We start from the raw sequence: 22,340 nt of genomic DNA, 5'->3' as shown, positions 1-22,340 counted from the left end.
AGTGTAACAAAAGTGTTTGCAACTTCAAGCACTACATAAATAATATTGTGAATAATTTTATAACTGTGCTACATAGAGCAGATAGTAGAACGCTAACTTGTTTGATTTATTCAAAAAATTATAAATTATTGGTGTGAATATGATCTGGATAGAAATTATGGCCGGTATGGTGATCTGGCTCAGCTTCTGGTCCTTGATCCCCCGTGACGAATGGTGGATTCGTGGTGCAGATTTTCCACGGCTACAGTTATTATCAGCAGGTATGGTCATACTTGTTTTAATGCTGGTTTGGGAGGCGGACTGGACTATATGGCGTGAAATCTGGATTGTTGGCCTGATTGCAGCGATTGCCTATCAGCTAAAAATGGTTTTGCCTTATACATTTGTCTGGAAAAAACAGGTCAAAAAGGTCAAACCAGAACAGCTGGATCCCGAACGGCAGATTTCACTGATCGTTTCGAACGTTCTGACCCCTAATACTCAATATCACCTATTGATTGAGCAGATTCAAAAATATCAGCCAGACATAGTACTTACCTTGGAAACTGATCAGACCTGGCAAAATGAACTATCAGGAATCGAAAAAGATTATCCCTTCCGGGTAGCTGTACCACTTGATAATTTATATGGCATGCATCTGTACAGCCGTTTAAAGCTTGAAGATACTGAAGTCAAATTTATTTTAAGTGATGAAATTCCTTCCATCCATACCACTGTACGTTTACGTTCAGGACAACCGGTACAGCTATTCTGTCTACATCCCAAACCGCCAAGTCCAACTGAGGCCAAAGATTCAACCTTGCGTGATGCTGAACTGCTGATTGTGGGTGATCAGATTAAAGACATGGACAAGAGCTGTATTGTAATGGGCGACCTAAATGATGTGGCTTGGTCACGTACAACACGCTTGTTTCAGCGTATTAGCGGTTTACTGGACCCGCGGGTAGGCCGGCATTTTGTAAATACCTTTCATGCCAATTATCCTTTATTTCGCTGGTCGTTAGACCATGTTTTTCATAGTACTGATTTTGCTTTGGTTGATATGCAGCGGCTAAGTCATGTCGGCTCTGACCACTTTCCAGTTTATATCGTTTTACAAAGTGGCCGCGTTTTTGAGCAGTCACAGCAAGAACTGGAGCAGAGTGCAGCCGATGAGCAGGAAGCGCAAGAAGCCATCGAACAGGGGGTTGCCAAAGCTGAACAGGAAGAAAAAAAATTAACAGATGAAATTGTAGAGCCTTATAAAGAACAAGTACCTACACCTACTTTCAAGCCATAGAAAAGTGTACGAAATTGCTTACATCGATTTAGGCGCCAAACGGCTAGCAGCAACACAAAGTATAGCTTACTCTAAGTCTATCAGCACAAGGAACTGGGAATGGAAAATCCCTTAAGGATAGTTAAATGCTGATGGTATACATCAAGGATAAGATGTTGGTAGGGAAAACCACTCTATAAGAATAAAGTAAGTTGAAAGCACAACCTCATGTACCCGAGTTTTGCAGGAAGCAGAACTCGGGTTTATGTTTTAGAGTATAGCTTGAAATCAAGTTTAAGCCATTTGAAATTTAAGCAACCGTATTAAAAATCTACTGGATAGATTAAATACTATTAATCTTTTAGTTTACAGTATTTCAATATTGCTGCTCTTTAGAATTGATCACCTGCTGATATAAATCCAGTGTCTGCTGACACATATCACTCAGGCTAAACAGGGTGACAGGTGAAACCTGCTGTGGCTGTTCAATATGCTGTTTAATGGTGCCAAGTAAATTATTCATATCTTCGGAGGGAATTAGTCCCTGCGGATAAAGTTCTGCCAGAATTTCAGCCACACCCCCGCGATTCCAGCCAATAACTGGTGTTCCAACTGATAAAGCTTCTAAAGCAGTACGACCAAAAGTTTCTGCCTGAGTTGAAAGTGACAACACTACATCTGAGAAAGCCAGCCATTCGCGGATATCGGAACGATGGCCGACAAACGTAATATCATCGCCCAGTCCTTTGTTTTGAATAGTGTTAGCCAGCTCTTCTAGATAGGCCTGTTTTTTCGGGTCGGCGCCGCCTACAACGACAGCGTGTAATTGTGGATAAAAGGGTTTAAGCGCAGCCATCACTTCAATGAGTACTTCATGACCTTTCAAGCGGGTAATCCGTCCGGGCAGACAGAGCAGAAATTTATGCTCAAGTTGAGGATAATCTACAAAAGCCTGATGAATCCACTGCGCTGATGGCTGATAGCCATGTGGAAAAGCTTTGGGATCGATACCCCGGTAAATCCGTACAATATCTTGAGGCGGGCAGTTTTTATAATGTTCAGTAATGTACTGCACCACGCTATCGGAAACTGCGATGACTTTCTCTGCCTGAGTCATGATCGCACTATAACGGTTAACTGAATAAAATCCGTGTACAGTACTGATCAGATGTGGACGTTGTGAAGCGGGTATGCCGCGTAGGGCAAAATGTATCAGCCAAGCCGGTACGCGCGAGCGTACATGAACAATATCTGGTTGATACTGCATAATTAATTTTCGAAGTGAGCGAATTTGCCATAAACTGGACAATGATTTCTTGTGAACAGGCAATGTTAAGTGAGTAGAACCCTCGGCTTCTAACTGGGCCACCAGCCGGCCACCATTGGACACGACCAGAGATTGATGACCTTGGCTGACCAGTGCCCGTGCAATTTCAAGTGTCCCGCGCTCTACACCGCCACTATTGAGCTCTGGAAGCAGTTGCATCACTTTCATATTTATTCTCTTGTTAAATAGGGGGCTCATTGCACTGTTGAATTACTATTTTCAATAGCTCAATAAATTTTGTCATAGCCTTCTGGACGGCTTTTAAAACGGCGATGAAACCACATGTACTGTGTAGGCGCAATCCGTAGCTGTTGCGCAATAATGGAATTTACCCGGGTTGCATCAGCTACTTCGTCTTCACTTGGAAACTGCTCAAGTGCGGGCTCAAGCAAGATACGGTACTTGGGATCCTTAATATCACCATAACGATAAAAATATAAGGGGATGGCAACTGCCCTGGAAATTTTCAATAAGCGCCGATGAGCAGTCACTGTAGCGGCAGGCACTCCGAAAAAAGGCGCCATTACACCCTGTTTTAATCCAAAATCCTGATCCGGACTATACCAGATCGCACGGCCATTTTTCAGGTGTCGAATGAGGCCGCGCATGTCATCATGATCAATCTGATGGGTATAGATGGTTGCCCGGCAGCGGTAAATCAGCATATCTAAAAGCGGATTATTTTGAGGGCGGTACACCACATCTGGACTGAAATATTGAGAGCAGATATAACCGCCAGCATCTAGCAAGGTGCTATGGGTACCAAGCAGTAATACACCTTGCTGTCGGGCTTGTGCCTGGTTTAAGTATTCAAGTCCTTCAATACTCACCCGGCCATTAAACCAGGTAGGGCTATACCAGGCATTCAAGGTTTCAAAAACCCCCAGCATCATGTCAATAAATACCTCACGGGCCTGCTGCTGAACTTGTTCCTCTGTCCACTCTGGAAAGCATACTTCAAGATTACGGACAGTAGTTTTTCGACGTGATTTTAGCCGTTCAAATGCTACATTGCCCAGAAATTTTGCCATACGGTGCTGGACTGCCCAAGGTAGTATTGCCAGTAACATCAGAAAGACAATCGCAAGCCAAATGCCCCAATACTGTGGTAACAAAAAAGACCACTGAAATTCACCTGGCGTATAGTGCTGCTTCTTGCTCATAAATCCTGACAATACTGTGCCTCAAAAGTGCCGACAGTTTAGCATGAACTGTTTTTGAAAAGAAAAACCGCTGTCCGTTACCTGAAACACTTAATTGGTAGCACTTCTTATCTGGTTACATACGTGTTTTACCGCTAAATATGAAAGAACAAAAATTCAAATAAAGAAGGAGACAGTACATGAAACAGTTTCGTCTGATTCATGGAGATATTACCGGAATTAGAATTGATGCCATAGTAAATGCAGCCAATAGTACCCTGCTGGGAGGTCATGGTGTAGATGGTGCCATTCATCAGGCTGGTGGGGCTGATATAATTGAAGAGTGCAGACAGATTAGGGCACGCCAAGGAAGCTGCACAGTCGGTGAAGCTGTAATGACAACTGGGGGCCGCTTGCCAGCCCAGTATGTGATTCATACTGTCGGGCCAATATGGGAAGAGGGAAAGGCAAATGAGCGTACACTACTCTCGCAGGCTTACCAAAACAGTTTTGCATTGGCTGAACAGCACTATCTGACTGGCATTGCCTATCCCAACATATCAACAGGTGTATATCGCTTTCCTAAGGTGGAAGCAGCTGCCATAGCTATTGATACTCTGATTCCACTATTAAAAAATTCGGAAACAGTACAGGAAGTTGCACTGGTATGTTTTGATCTGGAGAATTTTGAATTGTATGAAGAATTATTAAAGCAGCGGCTCCTGGAACAGCAGGAACTCAAATTGAAAATTGAAGCCTGAACCTGTATCTGGTAACAAGTTCAGGCTATTTGTTTAGCCGTTTTGCGACATTGCTTCAAGCTCAGTCCAGCGGTCCAGTTTTTCAAGCAAGAGCTCTTCAATTTCTGACAAACGCTGTGAAGCCTGTGTTGCTGCATCTGCATCTGTTACAAACCAGGAACCATCTGCCAGTTTTTCATTTAATTGAGCCTGTTCCGCTTCAAGCTGCTCAATTTCGGCAGGGAGCTGTTCCAGTTCCCGCTGATCCTTGTAACTCAGCTTTGCCTTTTTAGGCATGGTTACGGTCTCTGCTTTTGCTTGAGCTTTTTTTACATCCGCTTTTTGGTCTACTACTTTCTGGTCTGGCCGCTGCATCAGATAATCCTGATAGCCACCCACATATTCTTCAATGTGGCCTTTGCCATCAAAGACCCAAGTCGATGTTACGACATTATCCATAAAGGCACGGTCATGGCTGATCAGAAGCAGCGTACCTTTATATTCAGCCAGCATTTCCTCAAGCAGCTCCAATGTAACCATATCGAGGTCATTGGTTGGCTCGTCCATGACAATCAGGTTAGACGGTTTAAGCAGTAATTTAGCCAGCAATACGCGGTTCCGCTCTCCTCCTGATAGTGCTTTAACTGGTGTGCGGGCACGCTCTGGTGAAAACAGGAAGTCCTGCAGGTAACTGTAAATATGACGGCGCTGGCCATTTACATCGACGAAATCTGAGCCTTCGGATACATTCTCTGAAACTGATTTCTCCAGATCAAGCTGGTTACGTAGCTGATCGAAGTAAGCCACTTCTAGCTGGGTACCGACCTTGACTGTACCTTGATGTGGAATATCACCGAGTATTGCCTTGATCAGGGTGGTTTTGCCCACACCGTTGTCGCCGACCAGACCAATACGGTCGCCACGCAGTACAATCGCCGAGAAATCCTTAATTAACACCTGGTCATCATAAGAAACACTGAGATGCTCAATATCAAATACCAGTTTGCCAGACCGTTGAGCTTCCTGTACCCCCATATTGACTTTGCCCTGTTGGAAGCGGCGTGCCTTGGATTCTTCACGTAAAGTCTTTAATGCACGGACACGGCCTTCGTTACGGGTACGTCTGGCTTTAATACCCTGACGAATCCAGGCTTCTTCTTCAGCCAGTTTTTTCTCGAACAGGGCATTTTGTTTTTCTTCTGCTTCAAGCTGTTGGGCTTTCAGGTCCAGATAACGTGAATAATTTCCTTCAAAGCTGCGTAGGGTACCACGGTCAAGTTCGACAATACGGGTAGCCAGCCGGTCAACAAAAGAACGGTCATGTGAAATAAACAGTAAGGTCAGATTATTCTGATCCATAAGAAATTTTTCTAGCCATTCAATACTCTCGACATCCAGATGGTTGGTCGGTTCGTCAAGCAGCAGTACATCCGGCTGGGTAAGCAGTGCACGGGCCAAAAGAACCCGGCGCTTACGTCCACCTGACAGATCAGCCAGATCAGCATCCGGATCTAATCCCATCTTGCTAAGAATATTATTGACCTTGTTTTCTAATGCCCAGCCATCAAGCTGATCCATTTTATGCTGTAGCAGGCCCATACGGTCACAGGCTTCCATATCACCAAGTACGCAGGCATCACTGGCTTCATGATAATCCTTGAGTACCTGGGCAGCTTCGCCTGCTCCGTCGGCTACAATGTCAGCAACCTTGCCCGAATCCATCGGTACATCTTGGGCCAGCATTGAAATTGTTACGCCATTTTGTATTGAAACTTCACCACGGTCAGGTAGCAGGCTTCCCTCGATCAGCTTAAGTAAAGTAGACTTACCTTCACCGTTACGGCCAATCAAACATACCCGTTCGCCACGTTCTAATGTAAAGTTCGCGCCATCGAGTAGGGCGGGTCCACCAAATGCAAGCTGGACATCCCTTAAAGTAATATAGGCCATAGTGTTTCCTGAAAAAATCCGTGAGGAGTATTAAATGACTAAACAAACATACCATAATAATCAGGCGACATTTTCCGCACCCATTGAAGATTTGCAAGTAAGAATTGCATTTCTGGATGATTTAGTTGAACAGCTCAATGAACAGGTCACCCGACAGAGTGTCGAGATTACCCATCTGAAGCAGCAAATGCAGCTACTTTATCAGCGTGTTGAAGCTGCTGATCTTTCAGAAGGTATTGCCCCGTTTGATCCTTCTACCAATATTCCCCCACACTATTAATCTGAAATTCATTTGACCTTGAACTGAAATACAGCTGTAATGCAGCGCGCTGTGTTACAACTGCTGAAAATACCATGAATAAAGTCATACTCTTTGATCTTGAACAAAATAAGCCAGCTGCCAGTCTGCTGCGTGAACTGCTTCAGCACTATTCAACCCTGTATCTGTTCAACTGCCAGAAACAGTTTGAATATGCACTGGTTGACCTGACAGAGCTGGCTGGCTGGATTCAGTCAGGCCGGATTGTGATACTGGAAACTGCAGAAGCAGATTTTAAAGAGTTTGAATATGCGTTAGTCGTGGGGCAGTGTCTGGCTCTTCTGGAAGCTGAAGTGCATGTTGATGTTATTTCAGCAATGCCAGAAAGTGAGTTACTGGTGCAGCTGCTGGGCGCTTCGGCAGTCAGTTGCAGCCTGATAAAAATGGAAGCTTCTGCACAACAGAAGTCAAGAACTGTAATTTACAGGTTGCCGAGCAGAGAAGCCTTTGAAAAAAAGCCTCAGCTGCAGCTCGTTAAAAAATATTGTGATCTGTTAGGGAAAATGCCGGGTAAACCGGCAACTATACAGGGCTTAAAGCATTCAATTATCAGTAGTTTAAATATATTCGCTGAAACAGCACAGCAGCTGGTGGGACTATTGATCAATCTGAAAATTGTCAGGTCACAGGATGGACACGTGTCATATCGCAAAAGAATACTGGCACACTGGCTGAACTTAAAGCTTGAAGAGTATATGCGGGCAGAAGTGCACACGATGCCTTTACCTTCACAGCCTTCTGTTGAAACTTTTGATATCCACACTACTGAAATTTCAACAAATTCATCTGCATCACTCGAAGCTGCTTTAAAACAGCAGCGCCATACGGAAGACCTGTATTCAGAATTTGCCCGTGTTGATCCGCTGCAATGGCAGATTATACGTCAGCTGAATCAGGCGGGACATAAAAAACCTGACAATATCTATGCCTTGCGTGATCTGTTAAAAAGCATTTTTCCAGAGGCCAATATCCAGCTGCTACTGAAGGAAATGCTTGAAAAAGGCTATATTTATTGGGATGGATATAAAATGCATTATAGTCCGGAAATTCTACTGCATTAGTATTTTGAATGTTAAAACTTCTGAGCTAGAACTAAGTTTAAATCAGTATTGAAACAATAGATTTAGATGAAGAGAAGGCATTTTAAACTGTTAGGCTGCCTAAAACAGAAGCTAATTTGAACAGCTGAAAATCTGGTACTAAATGCTTTTTATATTGAAAAAAACAAATTTATACAGAAATCATATGTTTTCTTCATTTATAGTCCCGAACAGCTCCAGCATTAATTTATTCAGTAAACTTGCGTTTTATATTGGCCTTGTGCAACTCTAATAAAGGAATAAAAAGGTTGAACTATGGAAAACGTTGGAATTTGGGTCGCAATCGTCATTATTGTTTTTGTGTTTGGATCTATTGTCGGGTTAAGAGTTAGCCCGCGAGAAAAAGCACTCGGCCTGATGCGAGAAAAAGCCCGTAAGATTGGCCTGCATCCACGACTGGTTGCAGCCCCTGCCTGGACTAAAATTCCGATGGCTACAGAAAACCGTGCCAGTATGGTAGCTTATTACAGCATCCTGATTCCAGATGCCCGTCTGCCTTTAATGCGGGCGCGTGTTGTTGACCAGAAACTTAAAGTCATCGAGGGAGATCAAAGCTTGGATGATTCTCCCATTGCATTAAAAGGGATTTATGCTATTGATATGCAGGCAAACTGTGTTGGAATTTACTGGGATGAAGAAACTGATCTCAGGGCTACACAGTTAGAAGATATCAAAGCTTATCTGCATGCTTTGGCTGCTCACTAATCTCTTAATTTATCTACAGGAATAACAGTTAATTATGGCGAATGCTCCTCGATCCACATCCAAAAGCACCTCAGCAAGTTCGTCAAGTGCTGCCAACAAGCGTGCCTTAGTGATTGTGGAGTCGCCTGCAAAAGCGAAAACCATCAACAAGTATCTGGGTTCGCAGTACATTGTTAAATCTTCTGTTGGCCATGTGCGTGACCTGCCTACCGGTGGTTCAGCCAAAAATACCGACAAGAAACCGGCTGCCCGGACCAAACTGACCGAAGCCGACAAAGCTAAAAAGGCCCAGCAGGCTCTGATCAACCGTATGGGGGTTGACCCTGAACACGGCTGGGAAGCGCATTATGAAGTGCTACCAGGTAAAGAAAATGTGGTTTCTGAGTTAAAGAAGCTGGCATCACAAGTTGATGAAATCTATCTCGCGACGGATTTGGACCGAGAAGGTGAGGCAATTGCCTGGCACTTGAAAGAAGTGATTGGTGGTGATGACTCGCGCTACCAGCGTGTAGTGTTTAACGAGATTACTAAAAATGCCATTCAGGAAGCATTTAAGCAGCCCGGTCGCCTGGATACCAATAAGGTTCATGCCCAGCAGGCACGCCGCTTCCTCGACCGTGTTGTAGGTTTCATGATCTCGCCTTTGTTATGGGAAAAAATTGCCCGTGGCCTGTCGGCGGGCCGGGTACAGTCTGTTGCAGTCAAACTGGTGGTTGAGCGTGAGCGGGAGATCCGTGCCTTTATTCCTGAAGAATACTGGCAGGTATTTGCTGATACCCTGTCTAAAAAAGACCAGATTCGTCTGGAAGCCGTGAAACAGGCGGGTAAAACCTTAAAACTAAAAAATAAGGCCCAGACTGATACGCTGCTTGAAGTACTGAAAAAGTCCGAGTTTACTGTAGCGCAGCGTGAAGACAAACCGACCAAGGTTAATCCGAGTGCGCCTTATATTACCTCTACCCTGCAACAAGCAGCGAGCACACGTCTCGGATTTTCAGTCAAGAAAACCATGATGTTGGCCCAGCGCTTATATGAAGGCGGCTTCATTACTTATATGCGTACGGACTCAACCTTCCTGAGTGATGACGCGATTAAAATGGTACGTAACCATATTGAAAGTGAATATGGTGATAAATATTTACCGGCAAAACCGAACCGCTATGGCAGTAAAGCCGGGGCACAAGAAGCTCATGAAGCAATACGTCCATCGAGTGTAGAGCTTAAAGGTGACCAGCTTGCAGGTGTAGAGCGTGATGCCCAGCGTCTATATGACCTGATCTGGCGTCAGTTTGTAGCCTGCCAGATGACACCAGCCGAATATTTATCATCTACTCTTACGGTCGCGGCTTCTGATGTCGAGTTGAAAGCCAAAGGCCGAATTCTGGTTTTTGATGGCTTTACTAAAATTCGTGGTGCAAACAAATCTGATGATGATGTACTACTTCCTGCTGTGAAAGTGGGTGAAGTGCTTAAACTGGAGAAACTTGACCCTAGTCAGCATTTTACCAAACCACCCGCCCGTTTTACTGAAGCTTCTCTGGTAAAAGAACTGGAGAAACGCGGAATCGGCCGTCCTTCGACTTATGCAGCGATTATTTCAACGATTCAGGATCGTGGTTATGTCAAACTGGAAAACCGCCGTCTGTATGCAGAAAAAATGGGTGAGATTGTTACTGATCGCTTAGATGAAAGTTTCAATAACCTGATGAATTATGCTTTTACTGCTGACCTTGAAGGCCAGCTAGATAAAGTCGCGACAGGCGAACGCAACTGGAAGGAACTACTAGACAGTTTCTATGGTGACTTTAAGCAGCGGCTGAATAATGCACAGGGTGATCAGGGAATGCGTCGTAATCAACCGGTTGAAGTGCCTGACGTACATTGTCCGGAATGTGACCGTCCGATGCAGATCCGCACCGGAACCACCGGTGTATTCTTGGGCTGCTCAGGTTATAACCTTCCCCCTAAAGAACGCTGTAAGGGTACATTGAATCTTGTACCAGTTGAGTCACTGGCCGCACTATCTGATGACGATGGAGCAGAAACAGCCGATTTGATGTCGAAAAAACGCTGTCTGATCTGTGGAACTGCTATGGACAGCTATGTGATCGATGGTGGTCGTAAACTGCACATCTGTGGCAATAATCCGGATTGTGACGGTTATGAAGTTGAAGAAGGTGAGTTCAAGATTAAGGGTTATGATGGCCCAACAATTCCATGTGATAAATGTGATGGTGAAATGCAGCTTAAGACTGGACGTTTCGGTCCATACTTTGCCTGTAATAACTGTGACAACACCCGTAAAGTTTTGAAAAACGGGCAGCCTGCGCCACCGCGTGTTGATCCGATCAAGATGGAGCATCTGCGCTCTACCAAGCATGATGACTATTTTGTCCTACGCGATGGGGCAGCCGGTCTGTTCTTGGCAGCCAGTAAGTTTCCAAAAATCCGTGAAACCCGGGCACCTAAAGTTGCCGAGCTGCGTACAGTAGCCGGACAGCTGGATCCAAAATATCAGTTTCTATTACAGGCACCTGATACTGACCCTGAAGGTAACCCGACAGTGGTAAAATTCAGCCGTAAAAACCAACAGCAGTATATCGGCTCTGAAACACCAGAAGGTAAACAGACCAAATGGAGTTTAGTCTTCCAAAGTGGTAAATGGACCGAAGCCTGATATTTAACTAAAAAGATGCCGGTTTCGACTGGCATTTTTTATGACTAAACAAAAGAAAATAATAGAATCTATAAGAGATTGATGGGGAAGCACAGCAGTGTGGAAAAGTATTCGGATTATAGCTTTATTGCTGATCTTGCTGGTGGTCGCCATAAATGCCTGGCGTGACCAGAACCAGAACTGGGACCGCCCGGTGACTGTTTTATTACATCCTATTAATGCTGACCAGCGTAGTTCCACACAGCAGTATATTGATCAGCTCACAATCGATCAGTTTAAAGATATACAGAAGTATCTCAGCAGTGCTGCCGCTCCGTACCGAATACAACCAGTTTATTTTTATTTTCAGTTGGGCCGGCCTCTACAACAGCTTCCACCTAAAGTTCCTGAACAGGCGGGTTTAATCGATGTCATATTGTGGAGTTTAAAATTCCGCTTTTATGCCTGGAAAAATTCGATGAGCCAAGAAGGCTCTCCCAGTGTAACGCTCTATCTGAACTTCTATGATCCTCAATTTAACCGGATACTAAAACATTCTACAGCACTTGAAAAAGGGCGAATCGGCTCAGTCAACCTGTTTGCTTCGAGTAAGCAGGCACAACAAAATCAGATTGTGCTGGTGCATGAGTTGCTCCATGCATTTGGAGCATCCGATAAATATGATCTCAATACTGGTTTACCTTTATATCCGCAAGGTTATACTGATCCTCATCTTCAACCTTTATATCCGCAAAAGCGTGCCGAGATTATGACTGGCCATATTCCGCTTTCAGCCGATAAAAGCAGAATGGCAGAAAACCTCCAGCAAACGATGGTTAGTCGACAAACAGCTACAGAGATTGGCTGGCTAAAATAAACTGGGGATAAAAAACAACTTATCCACAAGGCATGAAACCGGTATAAAAACTATTTATACAGACAAGTGATGACTTGTTACTTACAGTAGTTAAAGACTTAATAACTAGAAGAGTAATGAAAATGAAAACTGTAGGCAATGATCTCATCCGGCATCAATTCCATGAAAATCGTAAATGGTATTTAGGTATTGGTATCCTTTTGGTGCTATTCGGAATATTACTATTAGCCTCCTTGCCTTTCGCAACGTTGTCCGCAGTATTTTTGTTCGGTATCTTGATGATGATAGGCGGTATCTTGCACTTTGTTGCTGCCTTTAAAATTTTTAGAGGCGGTTCACGCTGGCTGTGGGCGCTGTTTGGAATTCTTTATCTGGTAGCCGGTTACTATGCTTTTAGTACACCAGTTAAAACAGCAATTGTCCTGACCAACATTTTGGCTATTTTTCTGATCATTGCGGGTGTAATTCGAAGCGTAAATGCTTTTATATTAAAACCTTTAATAGGCTGGGGCTGGATCCTGCTTTCCGGGCTGCTGACTCTGGCTACCGGTATTATCATTTTGATGTCGCCCGATGCGCCGTTTTGGGTGTTAGGCTTGTTTCTGGCTGTCGATATCCTTTTTCAGGGAGTGAACTATTTAACACTGGCAGCTGCGATTAAGCGTATTCCAAAAAGTTCGGCAGATGTTTAAAACAAGAAAGAGGCATATGCCTCTTTCTGTTCATTTAAATTTTAAATTTATCCATAAAAAGAAAAGCTTATGGCACCTACCTTTGTACTTGCTCCTGATTCTTTTAAAGAAAGTATGACTGCACTACAAGCCTGTCATGCCATGCAAAACGGACTCAGTAAAATATTTCCTGAAGCTGTATTTATAAAAGTTCCTATGGCAGATGGCGGAGAGGGTACATTAGATACCCTGATTGCCGCTGCTCAAGGACAGCAGGTTAAATGTCAGGTCACGGGTCCTCTACCTGCCCAAAAAGTTGAAAGCTATTTTGGTCTTATCGATGCTGGCCAGACTGCTGTGATTGAAATGGCTAAAGCCAATGGTATTCATCTGCTTACTCCGGCAGAACGTAACCCGCTTTTAACCACAACCTATGGTACTGGTGAGATGATTCGTCTGGCACTGGACTTAGGTGTATCCAGAATTATTATTGGGCTCGGTGGGAGTGTTACTAATGATGCCGGAGCAGGTATGGCGCAGGCACTAGGTGTACATTTTTATGATAATAATGGCCATGAAGTATCTTTAGGGGGTAGGGAACTTGATCGGGTAAAAACAATCGACTGGTCTCGACTGGATCCACGCTTGAAGACTACAGAAATTATTATTGCCAGTGATGTCAATAACCCGTTAACTGGAGCGCAGGGAGCTTCTTATATTTTTGGTCCGCAAAAGGGCGCTACGCCTGATATGGTTTTACAACTAGATCATAACCTCAGCCATTTCGCAGATATTGTAGAACAGCAGTTAAACCTGAGAAAACGCGAAGTGCCTGGCGCAGGTGCGGCAGGGGGGCTTGGATTTGGCCTGTTAGTTTTTACGGGTGCGCGGATTCAGTCAGGTGTTGAACTGGTTATACAGGAAACCCAGCTGGAAAAATATATTGCCCGGGCTGACTATATTTTTACTGGTGAAGGGAGACTGGATGAACAGTCCTGTTTTGGTAAAACTCCGGTGGGAGTCGCTCGTCTGGCTCGACAGTATGGTAAACCTGTAATCGCCTGTGCGGGGAGTATTGGCCCACAAGCTGACACTCTGTATAAAGAGGGCTTTACTGCAATTTTCGGAATTCTGGACCAGAGCAGCGATATTATCGCAGCTTGCCAAAATGGAGCCATTAATTTGGAGCGTACTTGCGAAAATATCGGTCGTATTTTAAAACTGGCTGAAAAGCAGGGTAGATGAGCCTGCCTTTCTATATTGGCTCTGCTAAACTGGTGCTTCAAGTGCGGATGAACAGATAGCATGAGTTTAAGTACCCTGAGTGATGAGTTAAATCTGAAACAGAAACAGGCGGCCACCACCACTGCCCAGAATTGTCTGGTCCTGGCGGGTGCTGGGTGTGGCAAAACCAAAACAATTGTAGCCCGGGCTGCTTACTTGATTGATCAGGGTATACCCGCTGACCAGATTCAGATCTTGACCTTTACCCGTCGTGCTGCGAGTGAAATTGTCACTCGGGTAGAGCAACACCTCGGAGCAAAAGCCCGGGGTCTGCGTGCCTCGACATTCCATACCTTTTGTATGTACCTGCTGCGCCGTAATTCTCAGGCATTTGGACTGGGCCAGTTCAGTATTATTGACCGTGATGACCAGATACTGATGTTCCGGCTGTTACGTGGCAAAGATAAAGAGAGTGTATTGCCCAAGGCAGCACAGCTTTGTGACATTTATTCATATGCCCGTAATACCCGGAACAAACTGAGTGAAGCAATTGCACAGCAATGGCCAGATGCTTTGGAACATAAGGCACAGATCGCTGAACTCATGCAAGCTTATGAACGGCGAAAGCGTGAGCGTAATTTTCTGGACTATGATGATATTCTGGCAATTGTAGCGGTGCATTTACAACATTCAGAAGCACTGGTTAACTGGGTAACCCGATTGTGTTCAGTTCTGCTGGTTGATGAAATGCAGGATACTAATCCGCTGCAATGGGCTTTACTACAGCCCTTGGTGGGTAAAATCAAACTATTCTGTGTAGGTGATGACGCGCAGTCGATTTATGGCTTTCGGGGGGCTGATTTTGAGAATATCCATCATTTTAAAGAACGTGTGCCTGATGCCGAGGTATTAAATCTGGATTTTAATTACCGCTCTACTCAGGAGATTCTGGATTTATCTAACTGGCTGCTTGATAAAAGTCCACTTCATTACGATAAACATCTGATTGCCGCTCGAGGCCGCGGAATAAAACCACAATTGCACCTGTTCAGTAATGAATTTGAAGAGGCTAACTGGATCGCTCAAGATTTGATCAAGCGTCAATATACAGGCGCCCAGTGGTATGAGCATATGATTCTGGTACGTTCTTCTTTTACTGCACGGCATTTGGAAGGTGCATTAATCAATGCCAATATCCCCTATAAATTTGTGGGTGGGGTAAAACTACTTGAATCTGCGCATGTAAAAGATATGCTGAGCATGCTGCGGGTGGTAGCTAATCCACAGGATGATATTGCCTGGATGCGTTTTCTGACGCTATGGAATGGTGTAGGGGATGTAGGTGCCAGCAAGCTCGCTCATGAACTGATTCAGTTGTCTGATATTGATATGCGTTGTGAGCGGCTGGAACAGCATGGCCGGGTGGCACTTAAAGCAATACTGATGATGAAACAGCTAGATGTTTTACAACATGAAGTCGAGGTTTGTATCAGTCTTGCTGTAGAAGCACTCTCTGAACAGCTAGAAGATAATTACAAAAACAAAGAATGGTCCAGACGTCTGAAAGACTTTGATCTGGTCAAGCAATTAGCCCGTAAACATAACAGCCTGGCCGGTTTTCTTGAAGAATATGTACTGGAGCCTATTTCGGTGTCAGAAGTGGAGCGTAGCACTGATCAGGATCTGGTTACCCTGATTACTATCCATTCTGCCAAGGGAGCAGAGCAAAAAGTCTGTTACGTTCCTCATGTTTCACCAAGTCAGTATCCACATGCTCGTGCACAGGGTGATTTTGACCAGGTAGAAGAAGAGCGACGTGTTCTGTATGTGGCATTGACCCGGGCGCAGGATGAGCTGATTCTGACCAAGCAGGAGTTCAGTAGCTGGGCACAAGATAAATATGATGAACAGGGCCGTATCATTGAAAGCTATTTTTTAAATGACTTGCCTGAATCACTGGTCGATGTGCAGATCCATCAGCCGTCATCGCGCAGTTTTGTACAAAAACGCTGGAATAATTCAGCTGCAATAAATTTAGGTTTTGGTATAGATCTCGATTAAACTAGTCAGATTGTGCTAATGCACTCGAAAAGTAGAGTAGGCATATACTTTTTGATGTTACATACCTGCCGCTGGAAAAGGTAATTTATGAAAATTTTAGTACGCAACCTGGAACGTACCGTCACTGAAGCTGAACTGCTAGAGCTGTTTAAGGCCTATGGTACGGTTGACTCCTGCCAGCTAGTACTTGATGCACAAACTGGCAAGTCTAAAGGCTTTGCCTTTGTTGAAATGCCACATGGGCGTGAAGCTGTAAAAGCAATCAAGGGTCTCAATACCTTGCGACTGCATGGTCATGGTATTCGCGTAAAAGCTGCGGAAGACAAGCCTAAGGCTTAAATAAAGATGGAGCAGATAATGCTCCTTTTTTATACTTGGAATAATTAGAGTAAATCTGATATGCCCTATATTATGGAAGAACACTCTCTGGCTGAGATGGATAGCGATCAATAAAATATTACTATAGAACACTGTAGTCATATCATTCAAAAGAAAAAATCTATCTAGGTTATGTCACTCATCCATAATTCTTATTGTGAATCCCGGCTAATTCTGTTTATCTTAATCATTTAAGTAAAAACAAAATTTAGGAAGACTTTTCATGTCCCGTGTTGCCCGCTTTCATGCTGACCGTACTAACCAGAAACTCTATTTCGCACGTCTGGCTTGCCAGCAGGTAGAGCAGATTGAGCATGTACAGCAGGCACAGGCTTATCGTGAAGCTGCTGTGTTTCATCTGCATGGTTCATTACTGGCATTTTTACAGGAACTGGCCCGTTATTACCGCTTAAATGATTCACAGCCTACCTTAAAGTCAATTGAGGAACAAATGGCAGATAAAGGACAGATTTCGCCTGAAGTGGTCGTTATGCAGCAACTGGCCAAACATGGCTTTATTGCCGAGCTTAAACGGGCTTATCGCTTATGCCAGTATGCACCTGAACCGAATGCTCCTGTACCTGAAGAAGAAACCTCATCCAATCTGATTATTAAAGTCACCCAAGGCCCACAAAGCTGGTTGCCAGATGTTAAAATTCTGCGGGAATGGCACCGTGAACTGACCCAGCTGATTGATGGTTTTCGTAATGAAATGGTTGAGTTCTAAAACGGTCTATTGGATAGACTTGAAATTTGATTGACCCGCTCTTATATAAATATTTCGAGATGCAAAGTATCAATGCTTTGCCACCATGTCGGAGCATGGAGGAGTTATGTCTATACAACAGTTGAAAAAATTATTTGGTAATCAGGAAGCAGTATTGGAACTGGTACAGCTCGAAGGTGGTGAATTGGCATTGCGCAATGCAGGTTCAGAAAAAGAACCCTTGGTTAAAATCCAGTTTAATGATGAAGTTAAAGCCTTGCTTGGTGATGAAACTGCTGTAGTAGCACAGCATATGATACAGGCCGCATTATTTGGTCTGCTTGAAAAACAGGTTAATCAGTGGCAGGCTCAAGTTATTGATGAAAAACCAAAATACCTGAGCTAGTAAGCACTGTAAGCTTAAAACTTATACTAAAAAAGCGTACATCAAAGTACGCTTTTTTAAACATTTTAACTAGTGTGTCGGGGCTGTATGGTGCGCAATTTCGATCTGGTTCAAGATATGATTACTCATATTTTTAGCCATTTCTTCTTTGGCAAAGAATACCTCGCCAATATTTTCTGCCCGGATAACTTCAGCCTCTTCCTTACTTTCCGCACAGATCAGTACCTGAATCTGTGGATTTAGCTGTTTGGCAATATCGATAATACGATGCACATTTACAATGTCCATGGGCGACAATACTAACAGTCGTGCATGCATAATATGGGCCTGTATCAATACACCAGGCTCAGTCGCCACGCCACTGACCGCAGCAATACCCCGCTCACGTAATTTCTCTACTATTTCGCGGTTTTCTTCAGCAATAACAACTTTGATATTCTCTTGCATTAAAGTGCGAGTGATGCGACGGCCAACTTCCCCATGCCCAACAATTACCACCTGGTCGCGCAGATAGTCCTGAGATACTTCATCCGGTAGCATCGCAAGCGGGTCACCGCTACGCTCCAGTAGCCGGGCTAAATGAGATCGTTCACGAATCCAGCGCTGTGCCGGTTCAATGGCAGAGAAAATAAATGAGTTCAGGCTAATCGAAATAAGGGCCCCTGCCAAAATCAGATTCTGGCCTTCCAGGCTAAGCAGGCCTAAAGACAAGCCTAATGTGGCCAGGATAAAAGAGAATTCACCAATTTGTGCCAGTGAGGCGCCAACAGTCAGGGCTGTATTAATCGGATAACGGAAGAACAGCACCAGTGCCATCGCTGCCAGTGTCTTGCCGATCATAATAATGGCGACTACACCTAAAATATGAACAGGTTCTTCGACTAGGATCCGAGGGTCGAATAACATGCCAACTGAAACGAAAAACAGTACCGAAAAAATTTCACGCAGTGGTAAGGTTTCCTCTTCAGCACGATGGCTAAAATCTGATTCCTTAACTACCATACCGGCAAAGAAAGCTCCCAGTGCCATCGATACGCCGAAAACCGCATATGAGCCATAAGCAATTGAAACTGCCGCAGCAACCACAGTTAAAGTAAAAAGCTCACGAGAACCCAGACGTGCGACAAACTGCATAATCATTGGGACCAGGCGTTTTCCAATAATCAGCATAAAAGCAATAAAACCGGTCACTTTAAGTAAAGTCAGACCTAAAGTAAGCCAGATATTTTCATCGCCACTACCATCAGATAGTGGCGTTCCGCCTAAAAGCACTGCAGTAGCAGGAAGCAGCACCAATACCAGTACCATAACCAAGTCTTCAACCAGTAGCCAGCCTACAGCAATTTTGCCGTTGACTGATTCGAGCAGGCCACGGTCGCCCAGTGCTTTAAGTAAAACGACTGTACTGGCACAGGAAAGACTTAAACCAAAGACCAGAGCTGAGCCGAAACTCCAGCCCCATAACATGCTAATACCGATTCCCAGCAGTGTTGCTACTGTAATCTGTAAAATTGCGCCTGGCACAGCAATTCGTCTAACCTGAAGCAGGTCATTAAGCGAGAAATGCATGCCCACGCCAAACATTAGAAACATTACACCAAGTTCGGCTAACTGGTTGGCCAGTTGAATATCACCCACCATACCTGGGGTGTTGGGGCTAATAATGATACCGGCAATAAGATAGCCAATCAGGGGAGGAAGGCGTAGACGGGCAGCAATATAGCCAAAGATCAGAGCAATACCAAAACCGACTGCCAGTAAAATAATGAGATCTACGTCATGAGGCACTACCTACTCCTTAAAGATGGAGGTGAAAAGAAAATAATAAAAATAAAGCACGAAAGATGCCAAAATCTATTGATATAAAAAGTGTAGCAAGTCAAGCAAAAAAAATGCAAAAAAAAAACGACCTCTAGGGAGATCGTTTCTTGGCGCTTCATCAAGATTACTTGATTTTAGCTTCTTTGAAAATCACGTGTTGACGGATTTTTGGGTCAAACTTTTTGATTTCCATTTTTTCAGGCATTGTACGTTTGTTTTTAGTCGTGGTATAGAAATAACCAGTACCAGCAGACGAAACTAGGCGAATTTTGTCACGCATTGCAATGACTCCTTAGATCTTTTGGCCTTGAGCACGAAGATCAGCTACAACCTTTTCAATGCCCAATTTGTCGATAATACGCATACCTTTAGTGGTCAGACGAAGACGTACAAAACGCTTTTCGCTTTCTAACCAGAAACGGTGGTGGTGCAGGTTCGGCTCGAACCGGCGCTTGGTTTTGTTGTTGGCGTGTGAGACGTTGTTACCAACGACTGGACGCTTGCCGGTAACTTGGCAAACCTTAGACATGGTGGAACTCCATTGATTTAGCCAGCAGCAAATGTGTGGCCAGTCATAAAATAAACGGATGAATTCATTCAAGGGGCGTTTTATACCAAAAATCCGATTAAAAGACAAGCGAATTCGGTTAAAACACAGCATGATCTGGTGTGATAGATCATGCCTTGATCATTTAACGCAACAGTGTTTTTGAAATCAATTTGTAGAGCGGCTTGTTAAATGGTGGCAGAATAAATTTTAAGCTATAGAGCTTGGAATTTGACATCATTGAACGTTCATGCGACAAACTGAAGAAGCCTTCCGGTCCATGATATTTACCCATACCGGAGGCCCCGATCCCACCAAAAGGCAGGTCATCCTGAGCAACGTGAGTTAATACGGTATTCATACCAAAATGTCCGGAATGCGTACGCTGTGCGATATAATCAGCGCGTGCTGAATCATAGTCGAAATAGTATAACGCAAGTGGGCGTGGACGTTGATTAATAAACTCAATCACTTCATCAATCTGATCATATTCCATGATGGGTAGTACCGGCCCAAAAATTTCATTCTGCATGATTTGCATAAAACTGGTGACCCCAGTTACTAGGGTCGGTGCAATTTTATAGACATCTTCCAGCAGTTCATTTTTTGGATTAATTTCCACAATCTGCGCACCCTGTTCACGCGCATCATCTAAATAACTCTGTACCCGGCGGTATTGCTTGTCATTTACGATGGAGGTGTAATCTTGATTATTACGTAAATGAGGATACATAGTCGTGGCAATCGTACGGAATTCTGCTATAAATTCCTCTGTCTTACCTTTGGGGAGAAACATGTAGTCTGGTGCAACACAGGTCTGTCCGGCATTCCAGAGTTTGCCCACAGCGATCCGCTGTGCCAGATCTTTCATATTCATGGAAGGGTGTACTACCACTGGCGACTTGCCGCCCAGTTCTAAAATGACTGGCACCAGATTTTCAGCTGCTGCTGCCATTACAGTTTTACCCACTGCGGTTGAGCCGGTAAAAATAATCTTGTCAAAAGGCAGATGGCTAAAGGCATCTGAAATAGGGCCGCCTCCATTGACTACTGCGACCAGATCTTGCGGAAAAGCTTCTGCCAGAGCTCTTGCCAGAATCTGGCCAAAATTTGAAGACGCGCTAGAAATCTTGATCATGGCATGGTTGCCTGCTGCCAATGCACAGATTAATGGGCCTATGGATAAAAGTAGTGGATAGTTCCAAGGCGCAATAATGCCGATCACGCCCATAGGCTGATATTGTACCCATGCCTTGGCAGGCTGATGAATCATGGCAACATGACGTTTAGATGGTTTCATCCACTGGCTTAAATGCTTGCTATAATATTTAATATGTTCAAGACAGGTCAGCAGCTCGCCAATTTTAGTTTCACCAATTGAACGGTTGTAATAATCATGATTGATTGCGTCTGCAAACTGGTCCTGATATTTTACCAGTACGCGTCTTAAACGAGACAGGCGGTCAATACGTTCTTTGGCCGAAGGTACCTGATGACGCTGATACGCCAATCTCTGATGTTCAAGCAAGTCTTGCATATGCTGAATATCAGGTGAATGTGGAGTCATTTGAGTTGTTTTTGTTTGACTATTCATGACACGCTACCATTAAATAAAATCTAATATTTAACTTTTTAGAGTAAATGCTCTAAATAGTCAAGTCACTTTATGTGTTAGTCCACTAACTTTTTGAAATAGATGGTTATTAAGAATGTCCCACTCCAAGACCGTGAAAACTAAAGACCGGATTTTGCAGATCAGTTTGCAACTCTTTAATGAGCGTGGAGAGCGTTCTGTAACCACCAACCATATTGCAGCCGAATTGGGAATCAGTCCAGGTAACCTGTATTACCATTTTCGCAACAAGCAGGAAATTATTAAGGAACTGATGGAACAATACCAGAAAGAGACACTCGACATGCTGTCTCTGCCAGATGACCGTCAGTTGAATGCCAATGACAAGATTCGTTATTTTCAGGTCCTTAGCAGCCAGTTATGGGAATACCGCTTTTTGCATCGGGATGTTTATCATCTGGTCGAAAACAATGATGACTTTAGAAAGATGTATCCACGCTTTGCCGGTCAGGTCATGCAGCAGGGCCAGAGAATTTATCAGGCTTTTGTCGATGCAGGGCTAATGAAAATGACTGCTTCAGAAATTGAGGCACTCATTATTAACCTGTGGATTGTGTTGACCAACTGGACCAATTTCCTGTATATGTCTGGCCACATCAGTGACAGCAACCATCTTGAAGAAAAATGGGTATGGCAGGCGCTGCGCCAGATGGTCTTTCTGGAAGGGCCATACCTCATGGGAGAAAGTCGTGAGACTTATGAGCGTCTGCTTGAAACCTTCGGCTCTTCAGAACTGTTTGCCAGCCTGTCTTCAGCAAAATAGCATACAGCTTTTTTCATAACTATTCTGCCCGCCGTAAAAACGCGCTAGAATATGCG

Annotated in this window: 21 protein-coding genes; 14 read left to right on the top strand and 7 right to left on the bottom strand. The window is 44.1% G+C overall.

Translation table 11 applies throughout. The annotated features are described in order from the left end of the window. Positions 1-139: 139 nt before the first annotated feature. Positions 140-1,279, top strand: coding sequence for an endonuclease/exonuclease/phosphatase family protein (locus N518_RS0101775; RefSeq protein ID WP_010699875.1), 1,140 nt, complete (start codon positions 140-142; stop codon positions 1,277-1,279). A 355-nt stretch (positions 1,280-1,634) separates the two neighbouring features. Here the strand turns inward: N518_RS0101775 and N518_RS0101770 are convergent, their stop codons facing one another. Together N518_RS0101770 and N518_RS0101765 are read right to left on the bottom strand one after the other, a co-directional pair. Beyond that, positions 1,635-2,753, bottom strand: coding sequence for a glycosyltransferase family 4 protein (locus N518_RS0101770; protein WP_005023271.1), 1,119 nt, complete (start codon positions 2,751-2,753; stop codon positions 1,635-1,637). A gap of 59 nt (positions 2,754-2,812) precedes the next feature. Beyond that, positions 2,813-3,748 carry a lauroyl acyltransferase gene (locus tag N518_RS0101765; protein ID WP_005406023.1) on the bottom strand — a complete coding sequence of 312 codons (936 nt, stop codon included), beginning with the start codon at positions 3,746-3,748 and terminating at the stop codon, positions 2,813-2,815. Between the two features lie 179 nt (positions 3,749-3,927). On the opposite strand from N518_RS0101765, the gene N518_RS0101760 reads away from it, so the two are divergent. After that, positions 3,928-4,488: an O-acetyl-ADP-ribose deacetylase gene (locus tag N518_RS0101760; protein WP_005023276.1), complete on the top strand. Its 561-nt coding sequence runs from the start codon at positions 3,928-3,930 to the stop codon at positions 4,486-4,488. Between the two features lie 33 nt (positions 4,489-4,521). Here the strand turns inward: N518_RS0101760 and N518_RS0101755 are convergent, their stop codons facing one another. Then, complete coding sequence (locus N518_RS0101755) at positions 4,522-6,417, bottom strand: ATP-binding cassette domain-containing protein (protein WP_005016681.1); 1,896 nt, start codon at positions 6,415-6,417, stop codon at positions 4,522-4,524. A 34-nt stretch (positions 6,418-6,451) separates the two neighbouring features. Here N518_RS0101755 and N518_RS0101750 point away from each other — a divergent pair, with 34 nt between their 5' ends. The 11 genes from N518_RS0101750 (at position 6,452) to N518_RS0101700 (ending at position 17,520) form a co-directional block, all read left to right on the top strand. Further along, positions 6,452-6,697, top strand: coding sequence for a SlyX family protein (locus N518_RS0101750; RefSeq protein ID WP_005016680.1), 246 nt, complete (start codon positions 6,452-6,454; stop codon positions 6,695-6,697). 74 nt (positions 6,698-6,771) lie between these two features. Then, positions 6,772-7,797: a hypothetical protein gene (locus N518_RS0101745; protein ID WP_017400708.1), complete on the top strand. Its 1,026-nt coding sequence runs from the start codon at positions 6,772-6,774 to the stop codon at positions 7,795-7,797. Between the two features lie 294 nt (positions 7,798-8,091). Next, the gene (locus N518_RS0101740; RefSeq protein WP_005016678.1) at positions 8,092-8,541 is read left to right on the top strand and encodes an ammonium transporter; all 450 of its coding nucleotides are present in this window, start codon (positions 8,092-8,094) and stop codon (positions 8,539-8,541) included. 34 nt (positions 8,542-8,575) lie between these two features. Beyond that, positions 8,576-11,218, top strand: coding sequence for a type I DNA topoisomerase (gene topA, locus N518_RS0101735; RefSeq protein WP_005016677.1), 2,643 nt, complete (start codon positions 8,576-8,578; stop codon positions 11,216-11,218). A gap of 97 nt (positions 11,219-11,315) precedes the next feature. Next, a complete protein-coding gene (locus N518_RS0101730; protein WP_005016671.1) occupies positions 11,316-12,074 on the top strand; it encodes a hypothetical protein in 759 nt (252 codons plus the stop codon). Between the two features lie 122 nt (positions 12,075-12,196). Continuing rightward, positions 12,197-12,766: an HdeD family acid-resistance protein gene (locus N518_RS0101725; RefSeq protein WP_005016669.1), complete on the top strand. Its 570-nt coding sequence runs from the start codon at positions 12,197-12,199 to the stop codon at positions 12,764-12,766. 69 nt (positions 12,767-12,835) lie between these two features. Then, positions 12,836-13,990 (top strand): glycerate kinase, encoded by a 1,155-nt coding sequence (locus tag N518_RS0101720; RefSeq protein WP_005016667.1) that lies wholly within the window; start codon positions 12,836-12,838, stop codon positions 13,988-13,990. A 60-nt stretch (positions 13,991-14,050) separates the two neighbouring features. Further along, positions 14,051-16,030 (top strand): ATP-dependent helicase, encoded by a 1,980-nt coding sequence (locus N518_RS0101715; protein WP_005016665.1) that lies wholly within the window; start codon positions 14,051-14,053, stop codon positions 16,028-16,030. A gap of 87 nt (positions 16,031-16,117) precedes the next feature. Next, positions 16,118-16,369 (top strand): RNA recognition motif domain-containing protein, encoded by a 252-nt coding sequence (locus N518_RS0101710; RefSeq protein ID WP_005016663.1) that lies wholly within the window; start codon positions 16,118-16,120, stop codon positions 16,367-16,369. Positions 16,370-16,631: 262 nt separating this feature from the next. Next, entirely contained in the window at positions 16,632-17,135 is a 504-nt protein-coding gene (locus tag N518_RS0101705) for a DUF6586 family protein (protein WP_005016660.1), read from the top strand. A 106-nt stretch (positions 17,136-17,241) separates the two neighbouring features. Then, the gene (locus N518_RS0101700; RefSeq protein ID WP_005016657.1) at positions 17,242-17,520 is read left to right on the top strand and encodes a hypothetical protein; all 279 of its coding nucleotides are present in this window, start codon (positions 17,242-17,244) and stop codon (positions 17,518-17,520) included. 69 nt (positions 17,521-17,589) lie between these two features. Here N518_RS0101700 and N518_RS0101695 read toward each other — a convergent pair whose 3' ends face one another. From N518_RS0101695 to N518_RS0101680, 4 genes are all read right to left on the bottom strand, one after another. Beyond that, complete coding sequence (locus N518_RS0101695) at positions 17,590-19,308, bottom strand: cation:proton antiporter (protein ID WP_005016649.1); 1,719 nt, start codon at positions 19,306-19,308, stop codon at positions 17,590-17,592. Between the two features lie 157 nt (positions 19,309-19,465). Beyond that, entirely contained in the window at positions 19,466-19,621 is a 156-nt protein-coding gene (gene rpmG, locus N518_RS0101690) for a 50S ribosomal protein L33 (RefSeq protein WP_001205031.1), read from the bottom strand. 12 nt (positions 19,622-19,633) lie between these two features. Beyond that, positions 19,634-19,870 carry a 50S ribosomal protein L28 gene (rpmB, locus tag N518_RS0101685; protein WP_000048256.1) on the bottom strand — a complete coding sequence of 79 codons (237 nt, stop codon included), beginning with the start codon at positions 19,868-19,870 and terminating at the stop codon, positions 19,634-19,636. Between the two features lie 163 nt (positions 19,871-20,033). After that, the gene (locus N518_RS0101680) at positions 20,034-21,482 is read right to left on the bottom strand and encodes a coniferyl aldehyde dehydrogenase (protein WP_005404561.1); all 1,449 of its coding nucleotides are present in this window, start codon (positions 21,480-21,482) and stop codon (positions 20,034-20,036) included. Positions 21,483-21,597: 115 nt separating this feature from the next. Between N518_RS0101680 and N518_RS0101675 the strand changes: the two genes are divergently transcribed. Then, complete coding sequence (locus N518_RS0101675; protein ID WP_005016645.1) at positions 21,598-22,284, top strand: TetR/AcrR family transcriptional regulator; 687 nt, start codon at positions 21,598-21,600, stop codon at positions 22,282-22,284. The last annotated feature ends 56 nt before the right edge of the window (positions 22,285-22,340 follow it).

Source organism: Acinetobacter sp. UNC436CL71CviS28 (assembly GCF_000620525.1).
GTDB lineage: Bacteria > Pseudomonadota > Gammaproteobacteria > Pseudomonadales > Moraxellaceae > Acinetobacter > Acinetobacter radioresistens.
This window is presented reverse-complemented; position numbering and strand designations above follow the sequence as displayed.

Bases quoted from the DNA above. Each gene is read 5' to 3' on its own strand.
- N518_RS0101680 (WP_005404561.1), bottom strand. From the start codon at position 21,482: ATGAATAGTCAAACAAAAACAACTCAAATGACTCCACATTCACCTGAT.
- N518_RS0101705 (WP_005016660.1), top strand. From the start codon at position 16,632: ATGTCCCGTGTTGCCCGCTTTCATGCTGACCGTACTAACCAGAAACTC.
- N518_RS0101725 (WP_005016669.1), top strand. From the start codon at position 12,197: ATGAAAACTGTAGGCAATGATCTCATCCGGCATCAATTCCATGAAAAT.
- N518_RS0101700 (WP_005016657.1), top strand. From the start codon at position 17,242: ATGTCTATACAACAGTTGAAAAAATTATTTGGTAATCAGGAAGCAGTA.
- N518_RS0101760 (WP_005023276.1), top strand. From the start codon at position 3,928: ATGAAACAGTTTCGTCTGATTCATGGAGATATTACCGGAATTAGAATT.
- N518_RS0101755 (WP_005016681.1), bottom strand. From the start codon at position 6,417: ATGGCCTATATTACTTTAAGGGATGTCCAGCTTGCATTTGGTGGACCC.
- N518_RS0101775 (WP_010699875.1), top strand. From the start codon at position 140: ATGATCTGGATAGAAATTATGGCCGGTATGGTGATCTGGCTCAGCTTC.
- N518_RS0101715 (WP_005016665.1), top strand. From the start codon at position 14,051: ATGAGTTTAAGTACCCTGAGTGATGAGTTAAATCTGAAACAGAAACAG.
- N518_RS0101720 (WP_005016667.1), top strand. From the start codon at position 12,836: ATGGCACCTACCTTTGTACTTGCTCCTGATTCTTTTAAAGAAAGTATG.
- rpmG (WP_001205031.1), bottom strand. From the start codon at position 19,621: ATGCGTGACAAAATTCGCCTAGTTTCGTCTGCTGGTACTGGTTATTTC.
- N518_RS0101740 (WP_005016678.1), top strand. From the start codon at position 8,092: ATGGAAAACGTTGGAATTTGGGTCGCAATCGTCATTATTGTTTTTGTG.
- rpmB (WP_000048256.1), bottom strand. From the start codon at position 19,870: ATGTCTAAGGTTTGCCAAGTTACCGGCAAGCGTCCAGTCGTTGGTAAC.
- N518_RS0101750 (WP_005016680.1), top strand. From the start codon at position 6,452: ATGACTAAACAAACATACCATAATAATCAGGCGACATTTTCCGCACCC.
- N518_RS0101765 (WP_005406023.1), bottom strand. From the start codon at position 3,748: ATGAGCAAGAAGCAGCACTATACGCCAGGTGAATTTCAGTGGTCTTTT.
- topA (WP_005016677.1), top strand. From the start codon at position 8,576: ATGGCGAATGCTCCTCGATCCACATCCAAAAGCACCTCAGCAAGTTCG.
- N518_RS0101745 (WP_017400708.1), top strand. From the start codon at position 6,772: ATGAATAAAGTCATACTCTTTGATCTTGAACAAAATAAGCCAGCTGCC.
- N518_RS0101770 (WP_005023271.1), bottom strand. From the start codon at position 2,753: ATGAAAGTGATGCAACTGCTTCCAGAGCTCAATAGTGGCGGTGTAGAG.
- N518_RS0101710 (WP_005016663.1), top strand. From the start codon at position 16,118: ATGAAAATTTTAGTACGCAACCTGGAACGTACCGTCACTGAAGCTGAA.
- N518_RS0101675 (WP_005016645.1), top strand. From the start codon at position 21,598: ATGTCCCACTCCAAGACCGTGAAAACTAAAGACCGGATTTTGCAGATC.